The 25047-nt window shown below is 65.5% G+C and carries 18 protein-coding genes and 1 pseudogene; 12 read left to right on the top strand and 7 right to left on the bottom strand.

Features of this window, described 5'->3' with window-relative positions:
* The first annotated feature begins 3 nt into the window (after positions 1-3).
* Positions 4-438, top strand: coding sequence for a hypothetical protein (locus QMX83_RS00530; protein ID WP_282294772.1), 435 nt, complete (start codon positions 4-6; stop codon positions 436-438).
* A gap of 69 nt (positions 439-507) precedes the next feature.
* On the opposite strand, the gene QMX83_RS00535 is transcribed toward QMX83_RS00530, so the two are convergent.
* The 4 genes and pseudogenes from QMX83_RS00535 to QMX83_RS00550 all read right to left on the bottom strand — a co-directional run bounded on the left by QMX83_RS00535 (position 508) and on the right by QMX83_RS00550 (position 4933).
* Entirely contained in the window at positions 508-1206 is a 699-nt protein-coding gene (locus QMX83_RS00535; protein ID WP_282294773.1) for a hypothetical protein, read from the bottom strand.
* A 135-nt stretch (positions 1207-1341) separates the two neighbouring features.
* Complete coding sequence (locus QMX83_RS00540; protein ID WP_282294774.1) at positions 1342-3045, bottom strand: pseudouridine synthase; 1704 nt, start codon at positions 3043-3045, stop codon at positions 1342-1344.
* Positions 3038-4014: pseudogene (gene scpB, locus QMX83_RS00545) on the bottom strand (SMC-Scp complex subunit ScpB). The gene QMX83_RS00540 and the pseudogene scpB overlap by 8 nt, the downstream one beginning before the upstream one ends.
* Positions 4015-4027: 13 nt before the next feature.
* Entirely contained in the window at positions 4028-4933 is a 906-nt protein-coding gene (locus tag QMX83_RS00550; RefSeq protein ID WP_125361199.1) for a ScpA family protein, read from the bottom strand.
* A 348-nt stretch (positions 4934-5281) separates the two neighbouring features.
* On the opposite strand from QMX83_RS00550, the gene QMX83_RS00555 reads away from it, so the two are divergent.
* From QMX83_RS00555 to QMX83_RS00600, 10 genes are all read left to right on the top strand, one after another.
* Positions 5282-5581: a YciI family protein gene (locus tag QMX83_RS00555; RefSeq protein ID WP_282294775.1), complete on the top strand. Its 300-nt coding sequence runs from the start codon at positions 5282-5284 to the stop codon at positions 5579-5581.
* Positions 5578-5853: a BolA family protein gene (locus tag QMX83_RS00560; RefSeq protein WP_282294776.1), complete on the top strand. Its 276-nt coding sequence runs from the start codon at positions 5578-5580 to the stop codon at positions 5851-5853. The genes QMX83_RS00555 and QMX83_RS00560 overlap by 4 nt, the downstream gene beginning before the upstream one ends.
* A gap of 148 nt (positions 5854-6001) precedes the next feature.
* A complete protein-coding gene (locus QMX83_RS00565) occupies positions 6002-7039 on the top strand; it encodes a LacI family DNA-binding transcriptional regulator (RefSeq protein ID WP_282294777.1) in 1038 nt (345 codons plus the stop codon).
* A gap of 67 nt (positions 7040-7106) precedes the next feature.
* Complete coding sequence (locus QMX83_RS00570) at positions 7107-10166, top strand: TonB-dependent receptor (protein ID WP_282294778.1); 3060 nt, start codon at positions 7107-7109, stop codon at positions 10164-10166.
* 123 nt (positions 10167-10289) lie between these two features.
* Positions 10290-11903 (top strand): glucoamylase family protein, encoded by a 1614-nt coding sequence (locus QMX83_RS00575; protein WP_282294779.1) that lies wholly within the window; start codon positions 10290-10292, stop codon positions 11901-11903.
* A gap of 33 nt (positions 11904-11936) precedes the next feature.
* Complete coding sequence (locus QMX83_RS00580; RefSeq protein WP_282294787.1) at positions 11937-13214, top strand: sugar ABC transporter substrate-binding protein; 1278 nt, start codon at positions 11937-11939, stop codon at positions 13212-13214.
* Complete coding sequence (locus QMX83_RS00585) at positions 13211-14092, top strand: sugar ABC transporter permease (RefSeq protein ID WP_282294780.1); 882 nt, start codon at positions 13211-13213, stop codon at positions 14090-14092. The genes QMX83_RS00580 and QMX83_RS00585 overlap by 4 nt, the downstream gene beginning before the upstream one ends.
* Positions 14089-14925 carry a carbohydrate ABC transporter permease gene (locus QMX83_RS00590; RefSeq protein WP_125361206.1) on the top strand — a complete coding sequence of 279 codons (837 nt, stop codon included), beginning with the start codon at positions 14089-14091 and terminating at the stop codon, positions 14923-14925. The genes QMX83_RS00585 and QMX83_RS00590 overlap by 4 nt, the downstream gene beginning before the upstream one ends.
* A gap of 47 nt (positions 14926-14972) precedes the next feature.
* The gene (locus QMX83_RS00595; protein ID WP_282294788.1) at positions 14973-18107 is read left to right on the top strand and encodes a discoidin domain-containing protein; all 3135 of its coding nucleotides are present in this window, start codon (positions 14973-14975) and stop codon (positions 18105-18107) included.
* The gene (locus QMX83_RS00600; RefSeq protein ID WP_282294781.1) at positions 18107-18964 is read left to right on the top strand and encodes an endonuclease/exonuclease/phosphatase family protein; all 858 of its coding nucleotides are present in this window, start codon (positions 18107-18109) and stop codon (positions 18962-18964) included. Before QMX83_RS00595 ends, QMX83_RS00600 begins: the two co-directional genes overlap by 1 nt.
* On the opposite strand, the gene QMX83_RS00605 is transcribed toward QMX83_RS00600, so the two are convergent.
* From QMX83_RS00605 to QMX83_RS00615, 3 genes are all read right to left on the bottom strand, one after another.
* The gene (locus tag QMX83_RS00605) at positions 18965-19501 is read right to left on the bottom strand and encodes a hypothetical protein (protein ID WP_282294782.1); all 537 of its coding nucleotides are present in this window, start codon (positions 19499-19501) and stop codon (positions 18965-18967) included.
* A complete protein-coding gene (locus QMX83_RS00610; protein WP_282294783.1) occupies positions 19491-20027 on the bottom strand; it encodes a hypothetical protein in 537 nt (178 codons plus the stop codon). The genes QMX83_RS00605 and QMX83_RS00610 overlap by 11 nt, the downstream gene beginning before the upstream one ends.
* A gap of 141 nt (positions 20028-20168) precedes the next feature.
* Positions 20169-23393, bottom strand: coding sequence for an Rne/Rng family ribonuclease (locus tag QMX83_RS00615; protein WP_282294789.1), 3225 nt, complete (start codon positions 23391-23393; stop codon positions 20169-20171).
* A gap of 466 nt (positions 23394-23859) precedes the next feature.
* Between QMX83_RS00615 and QMX83_RS00620 the strand changes: the two genes are divergently transcribed.
* Positions 23860-24783, top strand: coding sequence for an RluA family pseudouridine synthase (locus QMX83_RS00620; protein WP_282294784.1), 924 nt, complete (start codon positions 23860-23862; stop codon positions 24781-24783).
* Positions 24784-25047 lie beyond the last annotated feature (264 nt).

Consider the following 25047-nt stretch of genomic DNA (forward strand, 5'->3'; position numbering starts at 1 on the left):
GCAATGAAGAAGTACGCCCTGGCTCTGATCGCCCTGACCACCGTGGCCGCCGTCCCCGCTGCACAGGCGGCGGGGAACATCGACTGCGAACTGGCCTACAACCTGGCCGGCTGGTCGGCGTTCTACAAGACGGCGTCCGGCACCGGCACGATCACCTGCGACAACGGTGCGCGTATTCCGGTGAAGATCACTGTCAAAGGCGGTGGCTTGACCGTGGGCAAGTCGAAGATCGTGGATGGCAAGGGGCGCTTCAGCGGGGCCTATTCGGTGAATGACCTGATTGGTTCTTACGCCTCGGTGGAAGCGCATGCAGGAGCGGACAAGTCCAGCAGTGCCCAGGTGGTGACCAAGGGCAATGTGTCCCTGGCACTGGCCGGTACGGGCAAGGGCTGGGATCTGGGTGTGGCGGGTAGCAAGTTCACGATTGAGCGACGCTGACGGTTCGCGATTGCCGGGCAGAGCCCGGCACTACGGTCCATAAAAAGCCGGCTTGCGCCGGCTTTTTTTTTACTGTCGCGTCACCGCCCAGGCCATATGGCCGCGCTGCGGTTCGGGCAGCTTGGGAATGTAGGCATACAGGGTACGCGCCGCCCAGCAGGCGTCGGCGTCGGTGGCCAGGCTGATGTTGCTCAGTACCAGGCCAAGGCGGCGCTGGTCGCGTTCGCTGGGGATGAGGTTGACCAACGCCATCGCCGCCTCGTTGACCTGCGCGTCGCTTATCTGCAGACGAGGGCGCTGATGCAGCTCGGCCATCGCGGCTTCGTGGGTAAAGTCGAACCACTGGTCGATCACCGGTTGGGGCATCGTGGCCAAGGTGTCGAACAAGCGATCAGCATTGCGTGCGGCTTCGGCCGGGGTGCTGACTTTGACCATCGCGGCGCAGTCGGCAACAGGCTGCTTCTCCAATATCTGGCTGAACAGCTCAGCGCGGTGCTCCAACTGGCGCACGTCCAGCCGGGCCATGCCGTTCATCGTGAACTGCGCGCCCAACACCATCGCCTGCTCACGGCTGACGCCCTGCATGCGCTGCACGTAGACCGGGTCGTTGATCAGCTTGCGGGTGACCCGATCCACCGGGGCATGAAGTGGCGAGGACTTCGGGAAGGGATTCTGTGATGCGGCCAGTTCTTCCTGGACCTTCTTGCAGCCGGCCAAGGTGGTGAGGATGAGGGTGCAGAGGAGGACTGCGTTCAACTTCCGTGTCATGTGTGTTTTCCTGATGGGTGAGCGTGATCCGAGGGACGCGCATGGCGCGTCGCTACGAGTGATCAAACATTGCCTGCGGTTGGATGTGGCGTCCAGAAAAAACGGCCCCGAAGGGCCGTTTTTCATTACCTGCTATCAGCCGCCGCGCGGGCCGCCACGGTGACCGCCGCCGCCCGGACCACCGGGGCCACGGTTACCGCCGCCGGGGCGACCGCCGCCACCCGGACGACCGCCCGGACCGCGATTGCCGCCGGGGCCGCGATTGCCACCCGGGCCGCCGGGGCCGCGCGGGCCGGCATTGCGGTTGCCGCTGGGACGGGCGTTGCCGTACGGGCTGGCACCGGGGTTGGCGTGATCGGACGGGAAGCTGGGGGCATTGCCCGGGTGACCGTACGGATGGCGCTGTGCGCCCTGACCGCCACGGTTGCCTGCGCCGGCACCGGCCGGACGACCCTGGCCGCCGAAGCCGCCGCGACCTTCGCTGCGGCCTTCGCCGCCATAGGGGCTACGACCTTCACCGCCGAAGCCGCCGCGACCCTGACCCTGGCCGCCGGCACCGGGCTTGGGCTTGCCGAACGGACGGCCCTGGCCACCGGCACCCGGACCGCGTGCGCCGGGGCCACGGGCTGCGCCCGGACCGGCATTGCGGTGGTTGCTCGGACCGGTGCTGACGCCATCGGGCACGTACCAGCTGCGGAACGCGGCCGGATTGCCTTCGGGCAGGGCACGGGAATTCTTGTCGGCGCGCTGCTTGAACGGACGCTGCGACTGCTTGGCCGCCGCTTCGCCGCTGACGGTCAGGCCGCCCTTGAAGCCGCCGCCCTTGCCACCGCGACCACGGCCGCGATCTTCGCGCACGTTGTCGAAGCGGCGCAGTTCGCGGCCTTCATCGGCGACGTTGTTGCCGTTGACGTAGGCGTTGCCGCGGGCACCGTCGCGCGAGACGCGCACGGTGGTCTTGGCAGCACGACGCTGGCCGATCACCGGCTGCAGGGTCAGCGCCGACGGCGCGCCTTCTTCCAGCTTCAGTTCGGCGCGCAGCTGTTCAACCTGCTTGGCCGGCAGTTCAATCCACTGGCCGCGCAGCAGTTCGCGCGGCAGGCTGACCTTGCCGTAACGGGTGCGCTTCAGGCGGCTCACCTGGCAGCCCTGCGACTCCCACAGGCGGCGCACTTCGCGGTTGCGACCTTCCTTCACCACCACGCGGAACCAGTCGTGCGAATCGGTGCCGCCGATGCGCTCGATTTCATCGAACTTGGCCGGGCCGTCGTCCAGCGCCACGCCACGGGCGAGGCGGTCGACGATGTTGTCCGGCACCTTGTCTTCGCCTTCCGGGGCGCGCACGCGCACCACGTACTCGCGCTCCACCTCGAACGAGGGGTGCATCATGGCGTTGGCCAGTTCACCGTCGGTGGTGGCCAGCAGCAGGCCAGTGGTATTGATGTCGAGGCGGCCGATGGCGATCCAGCGCGCGCCCTTCAGGGCCGGCAGCGCTTCGAACACGGTCGGGCGACCTTCGGGATCTTCGCGGGTGGTGACTTCGCCTTCCTGCTTGTTATAGGCGAGCACGCGCGAGTTTTCGGTCAGTGCGGTGGCCACGAAGCCGCGGCCATCCAGTTCGACCTTGTCGCCGCTCTTGATGGACTGGCCGGTCTGCGCGACTTCGCCGTTGACCTTGACCAGGCCGTCGGCAATGCGCTGTTCCAGCGCGCGGCGCGAGCCGAGTCCGGCCTGGGCCAGGACCTTGTGCAGGCGTTCTTCGAGCTTGGGCTGTTCGGCGGCGGTTTCGCGCTTGAGCGAAAGCTTGTTCAACGACAGCTTGCGAGGGGTGTCACTCATTTACTTGGCTCCGGCCGGCGACACTTCGTCGGCCTCTGGTTCGGGATCGGCTTCGTCAACAGCCACGGTCGTCGTCGCGACGGCGTTGTTTTCGGTTTCGTTCGGATGCGCCGCGCGTGTTCCCGGCGCGGTATCGGGTTCGTCGTCGCTGTCGGGGAGTGACGGCGACGCGTTGAATTCGGGGTCGTGCGTATTGTCGGTTTCTTCGTCGCTTTGCGCCAGTCGGGCGGAGAAGCGGTCGAGGCGGTTCATGCGGCGGGTGTCGCCGGTGTCTTCGGCCGTAGAGCCGCGCGTGCCAGCGTCATCGGTGTCGTCGGCGTCGTTCGCGGCCGCGTCGATGTCGCCATCAGCATCGGCATCGGCATCACCAGCAGACACGCCGGCGGCGATCTTCCCGGCCGGCTGGCCGTCGCTGTCCAGCGGCAGCTGCGGTTCCAGTTCGCCCAGGTCGCGCAGTTCCGACAGCGGGGGCAGCTCGTCCAGGCGCTTGAGCCCGAAGTAGTCCAGGAAGCCCTTGGTGGTGCCAAACAGCGCCGGCTTGCCGGGTACGTCGCGGTGACCGACGACGCGGATCCATTCGCGTTCTTCCAGGGCCTGGATGATGTTGCTGCTCACGGCCACACCGCGCACCTGCTCGATCTCGCCGCGGGTGATGGGCTGGCGGTAGGCGATCAGGGCCAGGGTTTCCAGGGTGGCGCGGGTGTAACGGGTCTTGCGTTCGGTCCACAGCCGGGTGATGTAGCCGTGCACTTCGTTTGTGACCTGGAAGCGGAAGCCGGAGGCGACCTCGACCAGCTCCACGCCGCGGTCGGCGCAGCCGTCGCGCAGGATTTCCAGTGCGCGCTCGATGCTGCCCGGCGGTGCCGGTTCCTCTTCCGGGAACAGACCCTGCAGCTGGGCGAGGGTGAGCGGCTGGCTGGAGGCCAGCAGCGCGCCTTCGACAATGCGGTTGATCAGCGGTTGATCCATGCGTGAACGGGGCTCACTCGGTTTCGTTGGCGGCGTCGTTGTCGTCGAACTCGCTGTTGAACTGCAGCGGTTCGTTGGTGTTGCCCAGGGCCAGCGACTTGACGTAGATCGGGGCCAGCGGGGCTTCCTGCACGATGTCCAGCAGCTGCTCCTTGGCCAGTTCCAGCAGGGCCAGGAAGGTCACCAGCACGCCGAGCTTGCCTTCCTCGGCGGTGAACAGCGTTTCAAAACGGTAGAACCTGCCGTCTTCCAGGCGGCCCAGCACATCGCCCATGCGCTGGCGCACACTCAGCGCCTCGCGCTTGATGGCGTGGCCGGTGAACAGCTCGGCGCGCTTGAGCACGTCGTGCAGGGCCAGCAGCATCTCCTTCAGATCCACCGGTGGCGGCAGCTTCACCGCGGCCCGGTCGGGCACGAAGGCATGGGCCAGGCTGGTGTCGCGGTCCTGGCGGGGCAGGGCGTCGATATCTTCGGCGGCCTGCTTGAAACGTTCGTACTCCTGCAGCCGGCGCACCAGCTCCGCACGCGGGTCGGCTTCCTCGCCTTCGGCGCTGGGCGGCCGCGGCAGCAGCATGCGCGACTTCACTTCGGCCAGGATCGCCGCCATCACCAGATACTCGGCGGCCAGCTCGAAGCGCAGCTCCTGCATCACATTGATGTATTCCACGTACTGCCGGGTGATCTCGGCGACGGGGATGTCCAGAATGTCCAGGTTCTGCCGGCGGATCAGGTACAGCAGCAGATCGAGCGGGCCTTCAAACGCATCCAGGATGACTTCCAGTGCATCCGGCGGAATGTACAGGTCCTGCGGAATCTGCAGCACCGGCTGCCCATGCACCACGGCCAGCGGCATTTCCTGCTGCTGCGGGGCGGTCGGCCGGGTTTGCGGGTTCGCGTCGGACGCGAGTTCGGAAGTCATCAAGCGTGATGTCAGGATTGCATCGGACCGTTGGCCGGACCACGTCCGCCACCGGCCGGGCCGGACAGCAGGAACATGAGCGGCATGGCACGCCAGAACCGGCGTGGTTTCCACACTACAAACAGCAGGGCGCGCCGCATGGGGCAGCGACGTAACTACAAGGAGGTCGTCTACGTGTACCGGTGTGGGGCAGCGGGTCGGTCATCGGTGGGCAAACAGGCCGGAACCGACGGGGCTGCTGCGTCCAGCCACGTGCAATGAAGTGAAGAGTAAGCCGTTACCGGGCCTCTGTCCAGCCGGGCAGGCTAGAATTCACGTGTTTGTTAAGGTCACCCCCTGGAGTTGCCCGTGTTGTATGTGATTGAAGGCTATGACGGTACCGACGTGCTGGCCGCCCGGCTGGAGGCTCGCCCGGCCCACCTGGCCCGGCTGACCGCGCTGCGTGACGAGGGGCGGCTGCTGCTGGCCGGCCCGTGCCCGGCCATCGACAGTGAAGACCCGGGCCCGGCGGGGTTCAGCGGCAGCGTGGTGATTGCCGAGTTCGAATCGCTGGCCGCCGCCCAGGACTGGGCCGCTGCAGACCCCTATGTGGATGCCGGCGTCTATGTGCGCACCGAAGTGCGCCCGTTCCGCAAGGTGCTGCCATGAGCGCCGAACGGGTAGACCGCATCCGGGCCGCGCTGCAGGCGGCGCTGGACCCGGTGCTGCTGGAGATCGAGGACGACAGTCATCGCCATGCTGGTCACGCCGGCGCGAAGGACGGGCGGGGGCATTTCAATGTGCATATCGTCAGCGCCGCGTTCGAGGGCAAGCTGCCGCTGGCGCGCCACCGGGCGGTCTATGCCGCGCTGGGCACGATGATGGACACCGATATCCACGCGCTGTCCATCCGCGCCGAGACGCCGGTCACAAAACCCTGAAACCCTTGTCCTGCCTTGTCCTGGCAAGTCCCAGGACGTCCCCCACAAGACACGCCGAGGTTACGAGCATGCGACATTCACCTAACGTAGTGTTTACATCGGGGTTTGAAAACGCTTACATTCCGCGCCAAGCCCAGATCTCTAAGCCGTGGAGGGCGGCGAAGTGAACAAGGCAGCGATCACCATCAAGGATGTCGCGCGGGAAGCCCGTGTCTCTGTAGCCACGGTTTCGCGCGCACTCAACGGGCACGAAAACGTCGCCGAGCCAGTGCGCAAGCTGGTGCTGGAGGTGGCTGCGCGCCTGCGCTACACCCCGCATGCGGCCGCGCGCAGCCTGAGCAGCCGCCGCACCAATACGGTCGGGGTGGTGCTGCCGGACCTGTACGGCGAATTCTTCTCTGAACTGATGCGCGGCATCGACCAGGTGGCTCGGGCCCGTCGCCAGCATCTGCTGGTGTCCAGCTACCACGGCGACCAGGAGCAGCAGGGCGCGGCCCTGCGGGCGATGCGCGGCCGCGTGGACGGCCTGCTGGTGCTTTCCCCGTATGCGGAAAGCCCGGACTTCCTGACCGACAATCTGCCGCAGTCGCTGCCGACGGTGCTGATCAACACCTATCTGCCCGGCGAAGACCACCCGGTGCTGAGCATCGACGACCACGCGGGCGCGGTGGCGATGACCCGCCATCTGCTCGATGCAGGGCATCGTCGTATCGCCTTCATTGCGGGTCCGGACCTGAACTTCGATGCACGCGAACGCCTGCGCGGTTTCCGCGATGCGATTGCGGATTTCGGTAATGGCGCGGAAGGTATCGAGCTGCCCGGCGACTTCGATGAGGCCTCGGGCCATCGCGCCGGACAGGAGCTGTTGGCGGCGGGCGCACTGCCCGATGCGGTGTTCGCCGCCAACGACATGATGGCGCTCGGCTGCCTGTATGCATTCGCCCAGGCAGGCGTGCGCGTGCCTGCGGATGTGGCGCTTGCAGGCTTCGATGACATCCCGTTGGCGCGTTTCGTTCACCCTTCGTTGACAACGATGCAGGTGAGTATCGCTGAGCTTGGCGATAAGGCGATGACGCGTCTGCTGCAGTTGATGGATGGCAACAACACGGAAACGGCAGGGGACAAGCACACGCTTGTGCCTCGTCTTATCGTGCGCGATTCAAGCGGTACCCGTACCACGTCGTAAACCACGCTGTCATATAAAAAACGAAAGGCGGCCGCAACGACGGCCACCACCACCCGGAGATTTTCGCATGACGTATTCCAATCACCGCACCCGCCAGCCGGCCCGTCGCCTGCTGACGAGCGCACTGGTCAGCTGCCTGATGCTGGGCGCAGCCCCGAGCCTGATGGCGCAGTCGGCCACCTCGTCGCTGCGTGGCCAGGTTGCCTCGGCCGAAGCCGGCACCGAAGTGACCGCCACCAACACGGCCACCGGCACCGTTCGCCGCGCCACCACCCGCGCTGACGGCAGCTACTCGCTGATGGGCCTGGACCCGGGCACCTACGACGTGGTCGCCAATGGCCAGTCGCAGAAGGTGACGGTGACGGTGGCATCGACCGCCACGCTGAACTTCAGCGGTGCCGCCGCCAATGGCTCCACGGCCAATGCGACCAACCTGGACACGGTGAACGTGGTTGCGCCGACCCTGCTGCAGGAAGTGCGTACTTCTGAAGTGGGCAAGACCGTCAGCCTGCAGCAGATCCAGACCACCCCGCAGGTGTCGCGCAACTTCCTGGAATTCGCCGACGCGGTGCCGGGCATGATCTTCACCCGTGATGCGAAGGGCAACACCTCGCTGCGCGGCGGTGCGACCAATGCCGACGGTACCAACGTGTACATCGACGGCGTGGGCCAGAAGAGCTACGTCAAGGGCGGCGGCGTGGCCGGCCAGTCCGGCAGCGCGGGCAATCCGTTCCCGCAGCTGGCGATCGGCGAATACAAGGTCATCAGCGGCAACTACAAGGCCGAGTACGGCCAGGTGTCCAGCGCGGCCGTGACCGCGGCGACCAAGTCCGGTACCAACGAATTCAAGGGTGAGGCGTTCTACCGCTACACCGACGAAGACATGCGCGCCATGACCCCGGCCGAGCGCCAGGAAGGCAAGAGCAAGCAGGTCTCGGCCGAGAAGGAATACGGCTTCGCCCTGGGCGGCCCGATCATCCAGGACAAGGCGCACTTCTTCGTCACCTATGAAGCCAAGCGCTTCGACCTGCCGGTGACCATCGCACCGGAAGGTTCGGTAACCGACCGCGTTGGTCTGCTGCCGGCCGACGCCGCTGCCGGCCTGGGCCCGGCCAGCCAGCCGTTCGAGCAGGACCTGATCTTCGCCAAGATCGACTTCGAGCCGACCGACTACGACCGCATCGAGCTGACCTTCCAGGACCGCGACGAAACCCAGCAGCAGTTCAGCGGCCAGACCGCACCGTCGGCCGGCAAGGAAACCATCAACACCGACCGTCGTTACGCGCTGCGCTGGAACCACAGCGGTGAGCGTTTCTACAACGAGCTGATGGTCACCCACGAAGACTCGTTCAACAATCCGTACCCGCTGACCATCGGTCCGGGCATCACCTACACCGCACCGGACGGCACCGACGAGCGCATCCTGGTCAAGGTCGGCGGCGCTTCGGCACTGGACGCGCAGGTGAAGGGCCAGAAGGGCTGGTCGATCGAAGACAACCTGACCCTCAACGGCATCGAATTCGCCGGCGACCACACCATCAAGATGGGCGCGAAATACAAGGAAATCGATCTGTACGCCTCCGACGCGGCGCAGATCAATCCGCAGTACTCCTACACCCTGGGTGACCCGGACTTCCCGTCCGACATCCCGTACAAGGCGCAGTTCGTGAAGCCGGTCACCGGCGTGTCCGGCGTGTCCGGCGAAGTGCGCTCGAAGGTCAAGCAGATCGGTCTGTTCATCCAGGATGACTGGCAGGTCAACGACCACCTGCAGCTGAACCTTGGCCTGCGTTGGGACTACGAAAAGAACCCGAGCTACCTGGACTTCGTGACCCCGCCGGAAGTGGTGGCAGCGCTGTACTCGCAGGATCCGCGCGCGGCCGCTGGCCAGACCTATGCGCAGACCCTGGCGCTGAGCGGCCTGAACATCAACGATTACATCAGCACCGGCAACAACCGCAAGGCGTTCAAGGATGCCTGGCAGCCGCGTCTGGGCTTCTCGTATGACATCAATGCCGACGAGATGCACGTGATCCACGGTGGTGCCGGTCGTTCCTATGACCGCGACCTGTTCGACTACCTGCAGCTGGAAACCACCAAGCTGGCCCTGCCGCAGCCGACCGTGTACTTCCGCAACCCGGCCACCGGTACCTGCTTGAACGGCCAGCCGGCCTGCTTCGACTGGGATCCGGCGCTGATGGGCAACATCCAGGGCCTGCAGGCACTGCTGGGTTCCACCAGCAACGCCGGTCTGGAAGTGGACATGCTCAACAACAAGCTGAAGGCTCCGTACGCGGACCAGTTCAGCCTGGGTATGAGCAACCAGATCGGCGACTGGCTGACCGACGCCACCATCGCCCGTACGCTGACCTATGACGGGTTCGCCTTCACCCTGGGCAACCGTTACCCGACCGGCCAGTTCTTCGACGACCCGCGCCTGTGCGGTGGTACTTCGCCGGGCCTGGGCCAGGCGTGGAGCTGCAACGTGCCGGGCTTCGGCAGCCTGATCATCGGCCAGCAGGGCATCAAGACCCGTGCGACCCAGGTGCTGCTGTCGGCGCAGAAGCCGTTCACCAAGGAAAGCGGCTGGGGCACCTCGATCGCCTACACCTGGACCACGGCCCGTCACAACCGCGACATCAACGAGCACTACGCGTTTGACCGCGGCGTGATCGGTGACTACCCGACCATCCGTTCCAACGGCGCGCCGCGTCACCGCATCGTGCTGACCGGTTCGTATGCCGGCTTCTGGGACATCACCTTCGGCGGCAAGATCACCCTGGCCACCCCGACCGCAGTCAATGACTGGTACCCGGTGACCCAGGCCAGCGGCTATGACCTGCCGACCCCGGGCGCTGCGGTTGCCCAGGGCAATGGCAAGTTCCTGGTCGGTGGCAAGATCTGGGGCTACCGTTCGGTGGACCTGCAGGCAACGAAGACGTTCAAGATGCCGGGCGATACCGAGCTGTACGCGCGTATCGACATCATCAACGTGTTCAACTTCGACAACTTCTCCAACTTCAACTACACCAAGTCGAACGGGAAGCTGCTGGCGAGCTACAACGAGACCGGCGACATCGTCGGTACGCCGCGCCAGGTGAAGGCCGAAGTGGGCTTCCGCTTCTAAGTGTTGCAACCGGTACCGCCTGTGAGGGCGGTACCGGTTTTTTTAACTGATGTGCTGTAAACGATTTCACTCCACGGGCCGGTATGCTGACGTGGAAACCGTATTCCGAGGAGGGCAGGCACGATGAAGGCAACGCGCGTATTGGCAATGGCAGTGCTGGCAGTGGCCGTGGCGGGCTGCAAGCCGCAGGCAGAACCCACGCCCGCCAAACCCAAGCCGCCGGTGATCCTGATCGAAGCCGACGCCCCCCCGCGCCCGATGAAACCGGAACTGCCGCCGCTGTTCGATGACATTGAACGCCGCACCTTCCAGTTCTTCTGGGACACCACCAACGAGGTCAACGGGCTGAGCCCGGACCGCTATCCTTCGCGCCCGTTCGCCAGCATCGCGGCGGTGGGCTATGCGCTGACCGCGTATCCGATCGGCGTGGAGAACGGCTGGGTCAGCCGCACCCAGGCCGTGGACCGCACCCTGACCACGCTGAAGTTCTTCCGCGACCTGTCCAGCGGGCCGCAGCGCACCGGCAAGGGCGGGTACAAGGGTTTCTATTACCACTTCCTGGACATGCAGACCGGCCACCGCTATGACAGCTGGGTGGAACTGTCCAGCGTGGACACCGCGCTGCTGATGATGGGCGTGCTGTTCGCGCAGTCGTACTACACCGGTGACGACCCGCGCGAGAAAGAGATCCGCGCCATCGCCGACACGCTGTACAAGCGCGTGGACTGGCCGTGGCTGCAGCAGCGGGCACCGCTCATTTCGATGGGCTGGTTCCCGGAAAGCGGCTTCATCGACCACGACTGGATGGGCTACAACGAAGCCATGATGGTCTACATCCTGGCGCTGGGCTCGCCCACGCACCCGGTCAGCCCGGACGCGTGGACGGTGTGGACCCGCACCTACGACAACGACTGGGGCGTGTTCCAAGGCCAGGAATACCTGTCGTTCGGGCCGCTGTTCGGGCACCAGTACACCCACGTCTGGATCGACTTCCGCGACATCCAGGACGCGTACATGCGCGAACGCGGCAGCACCTACTTCCTCAACAGCCGTTCGGCGGCGTTGGCCCAGCGCGAATACGCCATCGCCAACCCGATGAACTGGAAAGAGTACGGCGAGAACGTGTGGGGCCTGACTGCCAGCGACGGTCCGCAGAACACCACCCAGGAGTTCCGTGGTGAGCAGCGCCAGTTCCGCCACTACTCGTCGCGCGGTGCCGGTCTGCGTGAGAACTTCGACGACGGCACCATCGCGCCGACCGCGGCGATCTCGTCGGTGGTGTTCGCGCCGGAGGAAGTGATTCCGGCCACGCTGGAAATGCACAAGCGCTATGGCGACTACCTGTATTCCAGCTACGGCTTCCTGGACTCGTTCAACCCCAGCTTCACCTACGACATTCCGATCAAGACCGGGCGCATGGTGCCGGATCGCGGTTGGGTGGCCAGTGACTACATCGGCATCGACCAGGGCCCGATCCTGACCATGATCGCCAACTACCGCAACGATTTCGTCTGGGATGTGATGAAGACCAATCCGCACATCCGTCGCGGCCTGGAACGCGCCGGCTTCAGCGGCGGCTGGCTGACCCCGGATGGCGAGGAAGCACCGCTGGCCCTGCAGAAGGACGAAAAGGCCGCCGCAGCACGCTCGATCGGTATCGCCGAATCGCGTGCGGCCGCGGCCCAGGAACAGAAGAACAATGCCAACAACAACCGCAGCCAGCCGCAAGGAAAGTAAGCAGTGCCCGTGATTTCGCGTCCCCGCAAGTGGGTGACTTTGTTGCTGCTGGTCATCGGCAGCCTGTTGTTGAGCGCCTGCCGCAAGGAGCCGGAAGGCGTCACCGTGCGCTTCTGGGCGATGGGCCGCGAGGCCGAAGTGGTGAGTGGGCTGATCCGCGAATTTGAAGCGGAGAACCCGGGTATCCACGTGGATGTGCAGAACATTCCGTGGACCGCCGCGCACGAGAAGCTGCTGACCGCATTCGCGGCCGACGGCCTGCCGGATGTCTGCCAGCTCGGCAACACCTGGATTCCCGAGTTCGCCGAACTCAACACGCTGACCCCACTGCAGCCGTTCGTGGCGCAGTCGAAGGTGGTGGACCCGGCCGATTACTTCCAGGGCATCTGGGACACCAACGTCATCCATGACGAGCTGGTCGGCGTGCCGTGGTACGTGGACACCCGCCTGCTGTATTACCGCAAGGACCTGCTCGCCAAGGCTGGCCATGACCACCCGCCGAAGACCTGGGACGAATGGAACCAGATGATGGCGGACATCAAGAAGATGCAGGGACCGAACCGCTACGCGGTGCTGATGCCGATCAATGAATTCGAACAGCAGCTGTCGTTCGCCCTGCAGCAGCCCGACCCGCTGCTGCGTGACCACGATACCCGCGGCAATTTCCGCAGCCCGGGCTTCCGTCGCACGCTGGCGTTCTACGAGAACATGTTCGCGCAGGGCTGGGCTCCGCGCATGTCCGAAACCCAGATCAGCAACGTGTGGGACGAGTTCTTCCGCGGCTTCAATGTGTTCTATCTGTCCGGTCCTTGGAACATCCGTGAGTTCAAGAAGCTGCAGCCCAAGGAACTGGAAGGGAAGTGGGGCACCGCCGCGCTGCCAGGGCCGGACGGCCTGGGTGCCGGCATTGCCGGTGGCACCAGCCTGGTGATCTTCCGCTCCTCGCAGCAGAAGGAGGCGTCGTGGAAGCTGATCGAGTTCCTGTCGCGGCCGGACATCCAGCAGCGTTTCCACTCCATCATCGGCGACCTGCCGCCGCGTCGCAGCACCTGGGAGCACCCCTCGCTGGCCAATGACCCGCTGGCGCAGCCGTTCCGCGACCAGCTCGAGCGCGTGCGCGCCACCCCGAAGGTGTTGGAGTGGGAGCGGATCGTGCAGGAAATGCGCATCGTCACCGAGAAGGTGGTGCGTGGCGGCATGGACCAGGACAAGGCGGTGACCGAGCTGGATGACCGCGTCGACAAGGTGCTGGCGAAACGCCGCTGGATGTTCGAACAACAGCAGGCGGCGAAGGCGGAGGTGCAGCCATGAAGCAGCGCTCATTGATCGGCTGGCTGTTCGCCGGCCCGGCGCTGGTGGTGATCGGGGTGTTCTTCGGCCTGCCGGTGGCGTCGGCGCTGGCGCTGAGCATCACCGACTTCGACCTCTACGCGCTGGCCGATGGAGCCAACCTGCGCTTCGTCGGCCTGGGCAACTACATCGACCTGCTGCAGACGCCGATGTTCTGGAAGTCGCTGTGGAACACCACGTATTTCGTGATCGTCGGCGTGCCGATGTCGATCGCGGTGTCGCTGGGTGCGGCCATGCTGCTCAACGCCCCAGCGGCGCGCTTCAAGGCGCTGTTCCGCACCGCGCTGTTTGCCCCGGTGGTGACCACGCTGGTGGCGGTGGCGGTGATCTGGCGTTATCTGTTCCACACCAGCTATGGCCTGGTGAACTACGGGCTGGGGCACCTCGGCATCGACCCGATCGACTGGCTCGGCGACCCGAACTGGGCCATGCCGACCATCATGCTGTTCGCGGTGTGGAAGAACTTCGGCTACAACATGGTGATCTTCCTGGCCGGCCTGCAGGCGATTCCGCATGACCTGTACGAGGCCGCGCGGATCGACGGAGCCTCGCGCTGGAAGCAGTTCCTGCACATCACCCTGCCGATGCTGGGGCCGGTGCTGCTGGTGGTGGGCGTGATCACCGTGTCCGGCTACTTCCAGCTGTTCGCAGAGCCCTACGTGATGACCCGCGGCGACCCACTGCAGAGCACGGTCAGCGTGCTGTACTTCATGTTTGAAGAAGGCTTCAAGTGGTGGAACCTCGGCCGTGCTTCGGCGGTGGCGTTCCTGCTGTTCCTGATCATCCTGGCCGTCACCACCGTGATGCTGCGTTTCGGCCGCAAGAGGCAGTTGGTATGAGTCGTGAAATCGGCCAGTCGCGCTGGCATGCGTGGTGGGTGAACGGGGGGCTGGCGGTGCTGGCCGCCATCAGCCTGGCCCCGCTGCTGTGGATGGTGTCGGTGTCGTTCATGCCGACCGGCGAGGCGGCGCATTTCCCGCCGCCGCTGCTGCCCTCGTCGGTGACCACGAACAACTACCACGAGCTGTTCGCCCGCACCGGCATGGGCAACAACTTCATCAACAGCCTGGGGGTGTCGCTGGCGATCACCCTCGGTTCGCTGCTGCTCAACACCATGGCCGGCTATGCGTTCGCCAAGCTGCGCTTCGTCGGCCGCGAGCGCCTGTTCCAGCTGCTGCTGGCGGCGCTGGTGATTCCGGCGCAGGTGGCGATGCTGCCGCTGTTCCTGCTGATGAAGCAGCTGGGGCTGGTGAACAGCTACGGTGGGGTGGTGGTGCCCGCGCTGGCCAGCGTGTTCGGCATCTTCCTGGTGCGCCAGTACGCGCGTTCGATCCCGGACGAACTGCTGGAGGCGGCCCGGATTGACGGGGCAGGGGAGCTGCGGATCTTCTTCCAGATCGTGCTGCCGATGCTCAAGCCGGTGCTGGTGACCCTGTCGATCTTCACGTTCATGGGCGCGTGGAACGATTTCATGTGGCCGTTGATCGTGTTGACCGACCAGGAGCACTACACTTTGCCGGTTGCCTTGGCCACCTTGTCGCGCGAACACATCATGGACGTTGAAATGATGATGGCCGGCGCGGTGGTCACGGTGGTTCCGGTGCTGGCACTGTTCCTGGTGCTGCAGCGCTATTACATCCAAGGTCTGCTGCTGGGGAGTGTCAAAGGGTGAAACGTGCCGTCGTTGCGGTGGGTCTGGTTCTGGGTGCGGTGGTGTCGATGGCGGCGGTGGCAGCACCTCCGGCGGCTCCGGCCGCGGTCAAGGTGCTGGACAACTTCGACGACATGGGCGCGTGGAAACTGGTGGTCTCCGACCAGGTCAGCGGCTCGCTGCGCAGCGTGGCCGGCAATGGTGGCGGCCGCGCGCTGTGCCTGGACTACAACTTCCACGAGGTGTCCGGCTACGTCGGCATCCGCCGCGAGCTGCCGATCACCTATCCGGACAACTACCAGCTGGGCTTCCAGCTGCGCGGTGATTCGCCGGGCAACGACCTGCAGTTCAAGCTGATCGACGCCAGCGGCGACAACGTGTGGTGGGTCAACCGCCCCGGCTACAGCTTCCCCAAGACCTGGACCGGCGTGCAGTACCGCAAGCGCCAGATCGACAAGGCCTGGGGCCCGGACACGGACCCGACCCTGGCGCGCAGCCAGTCGGTGGAGTTCACCATTTACAGCAAGGTCGGCGGGCGCGGCACGGTGTGCTTCGACCGGCTGACCCTGCAGCCGTTGCCGCCGGTGGACACCTCGGCACTGACCGCCTCGGTGATCGCCGATACCGCCACCGCCCTGCAGGGGCGGCTGGTGGACGGCAAGCCGGACACGGTGTGGATCAGCGGCGGGGTGCAGGACCAGACCATCAGTCTGGACCTGCACAAGGTGCGTGAGTTCGGTGGCGCGGTGATCCAGTGGGTGCCGGGCCTGGAAGCCACCCGTTACGTGGTGCGCGCCTCCAGCGATGGCCGTGACTGGCGCACCGTGCGCGAGATCACCGCCGGCGGTGGGGGTGACCGCGACTGGCTGGCCCTGCCGGATACCGAGGCACGCTATCTGCGCTTCGACCTGAAGGGCGGGCGCAGCTGGCGCTACGGCATTCGTGACATCGCCATCAAGCCGCTGGATTTTGCCGGCACCCCCAATGAATTCATCGAATCCGTCGGTGCGGACCTGCCGCGCGGGTCGGTGCCGCGCGGTTTCAGTGGCGAGCAGCCGTACTGGACCCTGCTCGGCCTGGATGGCGGCAAGGAGCAGGCGCTGATCGGCGAAGACGGCGCGCTGGAAGTGGCCAAGGCCAGCTTCAGCGTTGAACCCTTCGTGGTGGTGGACAAGAAGGTGGTGAGCTGGGCCGATGTGGAGACCAAGCAGTCGCTGCAGGACGACTACCTGCCGATTGCCAGCGTGGACTGGACGCATCCCAAGGCCGGGCTGAAAGTGACCGGTTTCGTGCAGGGGCGCCCGGACGCGGCGCAGCTGGTGGGGCGCTATGCGCTGCACAACCCCGACAAGGTGCCGCATGAGTACACCCTGGCGCTGGCGGTGCGGCCGTGGCAGGTGAATCCGCCGCGGCAGTTCCTCAATACGGTGGGGGGCTTCAGCCGGATCGACACGCTGGACTTCGAGCCCGGCCAGGTGGAGGTCAACGGCAAGCCGCGCGTGTTCCCGGTGCAGCCGGCCGATGCCAGCTTTGCCAGCCCCTTTGACGGAAAGCTCGAGGTGATGCATCTGGCCAACGGGCAGCTGCCGACCACGACCGAAGTGCGCGACGTGACCGGGTTGGCCAGTGGCGCGCTGCTCTATCGCTGGACGCTGCAACCGGGCGAAACCCGCGAGGTTGCACTGGTGCTGCCGCAGACCGGCAACTGGACCACGCCCAAGGACTTTGATGCCGCCAAGGCACAGCAGCAGGTCGCGGCGATGTGGCGCACCAAGCTGGACCAGGTGACCCTGCAGGTGCCGGCGGCGGGCAAGCCGCTGGCCGACACGCTGCGCACGGCGCTGGCACACATGCTGATCTCACGAATCGGCCCCAGCCTGCAGCCCGGCACGCGCTCGTACTCGCGCAGCTGGATCCGCGACGGTGCGATGATTTCGGAAGGGCTGCTGCGGCTGGGCCGCAGCGATGCCGTGCGCGAGTACGTGAACTGGTATGCGCCGTATCAGTTCGAGAACGGCAAGGTGCCGTGCTGCGTGGATGCACGCGGCAGCGACCCGGTGCCGGAGAACGACAGCCACGGCGAGCTGATCTTCAACATCGCCGAATACTGGCGCTACACCGGCGACACCACCTTCCTGGAACTGATGTGGCCGCATGTGCAGGGCGCGTATCAGTACATGGAGCAGCTGCGCCTGAGCGAGCGCACCGAAGAGAACCGTGCGCGTAACCCGGCCTTCTACGGGATGATGCCGGTGTCGATCAGCCACGAAGGCTATTCGGCCAAGCCGATGCATTCCTACTGGGACAACTTCTGGGCGCTGCGCGGCTACAAGGACGCCGCCGATATCGCTGAAGCGCTGGGCAAGCTGGAAGCAATGCAGATCAGTGCCTCGCGCGATGAGTTCCGTGCCGACCTGGATGCCTCGCTGCGCGCGGCGGTGGCCCAGCACAAGATCGATTACCTGCCGGGCGCGGCCGAGCTGGGCGACTTCGATGCCACCTCGACCACCATTGCGCTGGCTCCGGGTGGCGAGCAGGGCCGTCTGCCGCAACCGTACCTGGAGAACACCTTCCAGCGTTACTGGACTCAGTTCGAGCAGCGCCGTGACGGCAAGCGTGAGTGGAAGGACTACACACCGTATGAATGGCGCAACGTAGCGGCCTTCGTCCGGCTGGGCTGGCGCGACCGCGCCTGGCAGGCGACCGATTTCTTCTTCAAGGACCGCGCGCCGCAGGCCTGGAACCAGTGGGCCGAAGTGGTCTCGCGCACCCCGCGCAAACCGTTCTTCGTCGGTGACCTGCCGCATGCCTGGGTGGCCTCGGACTTCGTGCGTTCGGCGCTGGACATGTTTGCCTACAGCCGCGACGTGGACGACAGCCTGGTCCTGGCCGCCGGTGTGCCGACCCGTTGGCTGGAAGGGAAGGGCGTGGCGATCAAGGGCCTGCGCACCCCGCATGGGCAGCTGAGCTATGCGCTCAGCCGCACCGACAAAGTGCTGACCCTGCAGGTGCAGCCGGGTCTGCTGGCTCCGCAGGGTGGGCTGGTGCTGCCGTGGCCGTTCACGGGCGAGCCGGGCGAGGCGACCATCAACGGTGAGCCGGCGCAGTGGGTGAACGGCGAGCTGCGTATTTCGCATGTGCCGGCCACGGTGGAAGTGCAGATTCCGGCGGCCGCGCGCCGCGCCGAACGCAAGGCACCGTAATGCGCGGTGCCGGTCGTTGGCTGCGGCAGGTGTGGCTGCTGGGGCTTGCCCTGGCGTGGGCCGGCAGCGCAGCGGCGGTAGAACCCGGCGCGGCTGGCATGAGCGTGGTGACGTTCAATCTCCACCACGACCGTGAGGACTGGCCGGAACGCCGGCGCGTGATCCAGCGCGAACTGGAGCGGCTGCAACCGGACGTGATCGCGTTGCAGGAAGTGATCCAGAAGCCGCATGTGCGCAACCAGGCCGCGTGGCTGGCGCGCAAGCTGGGCTACGACTATCTGTTCGTGTCCACTGATCCGCCGGGGCGCTTCAAGCGCTATGGCAATGCACTGCTGACCCGGCGTCCGGTGCTGGCACGCAATGAGCATCTGCTGGCCCCGCTGACTGACTACCGCACGGTGGGGCATCTGCGTATCGACGTGGACGGGCAGGCGGTGAATGTCTACGCCACGCATCTGAACGAGCGCTCTGACGATGCCGGCAAGCGTATCCGCGGTGAGCAGATCGCCGATCTGCTGGCCTTTGTGGCGCGCACTTCGGGAGATGCGCCGGTGGTGATTGCCGGGGACTTCAACGCTCAGGTGGATGCCGGCGACCTCAGTCCGTTGCGTCAGCGCTTTGGTGACAGCTACGGCAGCGTGCATGTGAACAACGAGTTGGCCCAGGTGAGCACCCTGAACCGCCATTACTTCGACGCGCCGCGCCGGATCGACCACGTGTTCTTCCAGCAGGACCAACTGCTGGCGCGTGAGGCGAAGCTGTTGTTCGATGAGCCGTATGCGGAAGGGCGCTGGGCGTCGGACCACTACGGGGTGTGGACGCGATTGCAGTTCGCGCCACAAGTGATCGAACAGTAGCTACGCCGTGTTCTGGTAAGCGTCCATCCCTTCGATAAGGGCTTCAGAAACCTGGTATACGGTGGTGAAGTCATAATTGCGACCTGCTCTCAAAAGCCAGTAGCGGCCGTGTGCAAGCCAGTGACGATAGATCAGAGCGGCGCGCACGTCGCTGATGATGGCGGGTGAAATGTCACCTTTTGACTTCCAAAGCTCTAGTAGTTCTTCTTCCAGCCGCGCCCGGTTTCCCTTGACACGGTGAAGCTCACGCATGGAACGCGACAGCGGATCCTTACGCTTGTTGTAAACCCGCTCAAGAAAGTCGACTCGAATCGCTGCCTCCACGGCCGCCAATGCGGCCATCGAGCTGGAGTGCTCCAGTTCGGCCAAACAGGCACCTCGGGCTTCGTCGATGCTCTCGAACGCTTGTGTTGCATCGGCGTAGTCGCCGTGTTCGTTGTCGAAGTAGTGAAAGACCGCTTTGGTCAGATTCTGGTGGTGAACAGCTATGGCACTGAGGTCCTGCTCCTGAGTCGAAAAACTGACCTTACTCCCCATGTGTCGCTCCCATCACCTCCATCAGCGCATTCTGGAAGCTATCCTGGTCGACATCGACATAGGTGATTCGAGGCGGTGGCGTGGTGAACTTCCAGCTCCAGTCTTTCACTGGCGGATCGGGTTGGGCGTTCTTTTCGGACGCGCCTTTGCGCGTTGCGTATCCTGTTGCGTTGGCAGGTACGAGTACGATGCGGACAATTCCTCGCGGGCCAACAAGGTCGACACGTCCACGCGCGCCAATGATGAAGGTGGCTACGGGTTTGAGCCTTGCAGTTCTATTGCCTAGTACGATTCGTGCGGCCTTGGCCTCATAGCGGCCGAGAAGCTCTTCCTGCAGTTGCACGGTTTCAGTACTGAACGCGATCGTCCCGTCCTTGATGAATGGCGACAGGCTTTGCTCTACCGTTCGGTAGAGTTCCTCGAGCTTGTCCTGCCAGGTCTTCGTTTCGCGAGCGGCGTCGATCGTCGCTTGGGAACCGACACGGTTGGCGGTAATGCGGACAAAGTTCTCGAATTCTTTGCTCATGCGGTGCAGATCGGTGCGTCACAGGACGGTTTGGGCATTCTAGCCCCAGCACTTTCACAAGGCTGTCGGAAAACTACTGATTTTCTGAAACAGAAACAGCGGCCCTTCGGCCGCTGTTTTTTTTACTGCATGCGAGAGGAATCAGGCCTTGTCAGCCTTGTCCTCGTCCACCTTGGCAGCGGCTTCGGCCGGGGCGAGTTCATCGGTCGGGATGTCCTCACGGGCTTCGGCGACAGCGGCCTGGGCAGCGGCGTCGGTCGCGGCCGGTTCGGCGGCGGCCGGGATCGCGTCGACGGTGTCCAGCAGGTTGGCCTGCACCGGGCGAGCGGTCTCGGTCGGCTGCACGGCTTCCACCGGCTTCGGCGTTTCGACAACGACCGGGGTTTCCACCGGCTTCGGCGCTTCCACGACGACCGGGGTTTCGACCGGCTTCGGTGCTTCCACCACGACCGGGGTTTCGACCGGCTTCGGTGCTTCCGCCACGACCGGGGTTTCCACCGGCTTCGGCGCTTCCGCGACGACCGAGGTTTCGACCGGCTTCGGTGCTTCCACCACGACCGGAGTTTCAACCGGCTTCGGTGCTTCAGCCACGACCGGTGCCTGCACCGGAGCCGGGCTTTCCACGAACGGCACCGGGTCGTTGTACGACGGGGTGCTTTCGGCCTTCGCTTCGGTGTGACCGGCGGTCACCACCGGGCTGCTGACCACGGCGTGCGGCGCAGCGGCGGCGACGGCGGCAACCGGGGCGACCGGGCGCGGAGCCGGAGCGGTGCCCGGTTCGTCGTCGAAGTCGAACTCCGGCTGCGACTGACCGTTGCCGGCGGAGCGGGGGGCTTCGGCCTGAGCCGAATCCTGCGCGCCGTCCTGGTCACCGTCCTGGTCGTCGTCACCGTCGTCCAGACCGTTGTCCAGACCGTTGTCGTCCAGCTGGCCTTCCGCACCAGCAGCCTGTTCACCGTTGCCACGACGACGGCGGCGGCCACCGCGACGGCCACGGCGACGGCGCGATGCGCCTTCACCGGTGCCTTCCTCGTTGGAAGCCGGGGCATCGCCCTGCGCTGCACCTTCAACCACGGTGGTCGCGGTGTCTTCCACGGCCGGGGTCGACACCGGAGCCGGGGTGGTCGGTGCGGGCGCGGTGGGAGCCGGAGCAGTGGCGGCGGCGGTTGCGACAGCAGCGGCCGTCACCACAGCCGCATCCGCCACCGGCGCGCCGATGTTGGCCGGCTTCGGCGCTTCAGCCTGCGGCTGACGGGCCGGCTTGTCGCCGTCGTTCTGCTGCGGCTTCTGGCCGTTCTGGTTCTGGTTCTGCTTCTGCTGCTGCTTCAGCTTCGGCTGTTGCTGCTGCGGCTGCTGTTCGTTGCGCGGCTTAGGCTGCTGCTCATTGCGCGGCTTGCCCTGGCCCTGCTGGGCCTGGCCGGCGTTGGCAGCCTGCTCCTGGCGGCGGTCATCACGACGCTCACCCTTGCCGTTGCGATCACCGCGCTCGTCGCGGCGGTCCTTGTTGCGACCCTGGCCCTGGGCCTGGCCGTTGCCGCCGCGTTCGTCGCGGCGACGGTCCTTGCCGTTGCGGTCCTTGTTGCGACCGTTGCGGTTGCCGTCCTGGGCCGGGCGTGCCGGGGCAGCCGGTGCGGCGGCCGGGGCCGGTTCACCGCCGAAGATGCGCTTGAACCAGCCGACCACGCCGCCGGTTGCCGGCGCGGCCACCGGGGCCGGAGCGACCGGAGCCGGGGCCGGAGCCGCCTGTTCTTCGGCCACTTCGCGCACCGGAGCCGGGGCGCTGTGCTTGACGTGGGTCACTGCCGGGGCGGCCGGGATGTTCAGCTGGGCCTTGGTCAGGGCGTGCACCGGCAGCTTGCGCGGGGTACCGCGCTGGTAGCTCGGCTTGCCGCTTTCTTCGCCCAGCTCGTTTTCACGCAGGCGCGTGACTTCGTAGTGCGGGGTGTGCAACTGCTCGTCGGCGACGATCACGATGGGCGCGTCGTGGCGCTGCTCGATCTCGCGCAGGGCGCTGCGCTTCTCGTTGAGCAGGTAGTTGGCGATCTCCACCGGGGCCTGGACCAGCACCTGCCCGGTGTTTTCCTTCATGGCGTGTTCTTCAGCCACGCGGATGATCGACAGCGACAGCGATTCCACGCTGCGCATGCGGCCATGGCCGTCACAACGCGGGCAGATGATCTGGCTGGACTCGCCCAGGCTCGGACGCAAGCGCTGGCGGCTCATTTCCATCAGGCCGAAGCGCGAGATGCGGCCCAGCTGCACGCGCGCACGGTCGTACTTCAGTGCGTTCTGCAGGCGGTTTTCTACTTCGCGCTGGTGCTTGTTCGACGACATGTCGATGAAGTCGATCACCACCAGGCCGCCGAGGTCACGCAGGCGCAGCTGGCGGGCGACTTCCTCGGCCGCTTCCAGGTTGGTCTGGAAGGCAGTGTCCTCGATGTCGCTGCCCTTGGTGGCGCGCGAGGAGTTGACGTCGATGGCGGTCAGCGCTTCGGTCTGGTCGACCACGATCGATCCGCCGGACGGCAGGCGGACGTTGCGTTCATACGCGCCTTCGATCTGCGATTCGATCTGGAAGCGGTTGAACAGCGGAATGTCGTCCTTGTAATGCTTGAGCTTGCGCAGGGTCTGCGGCATCACCTGCTGCATGAATTCGCGCGCGGTTTCGTACAGCTCTTCGGTGTCGACCAGGATCTCGCCGACATCGGCGCGCAGGTAGTCACGCAGGGCGCGCACGATCAGGCGCGATTCCTGGTAGATCAGGAACGGAGCCGGCTTGGTCAGCGCGGCTTCGGCGATGGCCTTCCAGACCTGCAGCAGGTAATCCAGGTCCCACTGCAGTTCTTCGGCGTCACGACCGACACCGGCGGTGCGGATGATCACGCCCATGTCGTCGGGGATATTCAGCTTGTCCAGCGCGTCCTTCAGCGCGGCGCGGTCTTCGCCTTCGATGCGACGCGACACGCCACCGGCGGTGGGCGAGTTGGGCATCAGCACCATGTAGCGGCCGGCCAGCGAGATGAACGTGGTCAGGGCAGCGCCCTTGTTGCCGCGTTCTTCCTTGTCCACCTGGACAACGACTTCCTGGCCTTCGCGCAGCAGTTCGCGGATGGTCGCCTTGTTGTGGTCGACCCCGGCCTGGAAGTAATCGCGGGAGATTTCCTTCAACGGCAGGAAGCCGTGACGGTCGCCGCCGTATTCAACAAACGCTGCTTCCAGCGAGGGCTCCAGGCGGGTGATGCGGCCCTTGTAGATGTTCGACTTCTTCTGTTCCTTGGACGGCTGTTCGATGTCGATGTCGTACAGCGTCTGGCCATCCACGATGGCTACCCGCAGCTCTTCAGCCTGCGTGGCATTGATCAGCATTCGCTTCATTGTTGCGTTCCTCGCGCGCTGCTACCGCGCGGAACGCCATGGGGTTTCGCTTCTGGTCACGCTTGCACGCCCATCGCGCATGCGCGGGGAGGGCGGCTTGGGCTTCCAGCGCTTCAACACCACGGCAGGCCGCGGGAGCGCTTCATTTTTTGGTTTGGGTGTTGCGGGCCGGAGGCAGCTGTCAGCCAGGCTGGAGCGCCACAGGGTCATTTTTTTCAGCACAGACGCGTGTCAGGCATCCGGCGATGGCCGGGACCGCCGGTGAGCCGCTAACATGGCCGCCCCGGGGGCGGTGGCTGCGCACTGTGCCGGAATCGAAGGAAGCCGGGCTTCTGGCCCAGAACAACTTCCAACGAAATCAATCCCTTATCTCGCCCGCCGAGTGTAACAGAATAAAAGGCCAATGACCGTTCCCGAGCCGTCCCCAAAGTCTGCTGAGTCCAAGACCAGCGTGCGCATGATCACAGTTCCGGCCGACCGTGCCGGGCAACGCCTGGACAACTTCCTGCTGGGCCAGCTGAAAGGCGCGCCCCGCAGCCTGGTGTACAAGCTGGTGCGCAGCGGCCAGGTCCGGGTGAATGGCGGCCGCGCCAAGGCCGAGCGCAAGCTTGAGGCGGGTGATGAGGTGCGTGTGCCGCCGGTCCGTCTCACCGAGGAGGGAGACAAGGCGACGCCGCCGGAGGCGTTCATGAAGCGGCTGGAGGCGGCCATCGTCTTCGAGGACGAGCGCCTCCTGGCCCTGAACAAGCCGCCCGGGGTCGCCAGCCATGGCGGCAGCGGGATCAGCTTCGGCGCGATCGAGACCCTGCGCGCCCTGCGCCCGGGCAAGACCCTGGAGCTGGTGCACCGGCTGGATCGGGACACGTCGGGTCTGCTGATCGTGGCCAAGAAGCGCTCGGCGTTGAGCGAACTGCAGGCGCTGCTGCGTGAAGACCACGGCGCGGGCATCCGCAAGCGCTACCTGACCCTGCTGGTGGGCCGCATGCCGGACGGGACGATGACGGTGGATGCGCCGCTGCACGTGGGCCTGCGCCAGGGCGGCGAGCGCCATGTGCAGGTGAACGCGATCGGCAAGGAGTCGATCAGCCACTTCAAGGTGCTGGAGCGCCGTGGCGGTCATTCCTACTGTGAGGTCCGGATCGAAACCGGCCGCACCCATCAGATCCGCGTACACGCCCAGCACCTCGGCCACCCGGTCGCCGGTGACGACAAATACGGCGAACCGGACGTCAACAAGCGCCTTCGCGACCAGATCGGCCTCAAACGCCTGTTCCTGCACGCCGCCTCGCTGGAGTTCTCGCTGGACAACGGCAAAACCCCGTACGTCCTCAACGCCCCGCTCGCCGAAGAACTGGCCGAAGCCCTGAACCGCCTGGGCTGAAGCTCCGCGCCCGGTTCGCACTGCTGCGATTGCACGCGCTACGTAGAGCCGGGCTTGCCCGGCTGCTGTTGGTTTTTGGCGAACAGCTGTTGGTTCACGGCATCCCTGGTTTGGCGGATCGGGATGGGCGTTCCGGGGGACGGCGCAAGTACGTCCCTGTAGCCTCAGTCGCCGCATCCATGCGGCTCATGCCCCCTCCAGCCCACCCCGACCCGCCACGACAGTGAGTCGGTGGCCATCGAAGATCAAAAGCACGTGGCCTCG

The sequence above is a fragment of the Stenotrophomonas sp. PS02289 genome, assembly GCF_029960115.1.
GTDB lineage: Bacteria > Pseudomonadota > Gammaproteobacteria > Xanthomonadales > Xanthomonadaceae > Stenotrophomonas.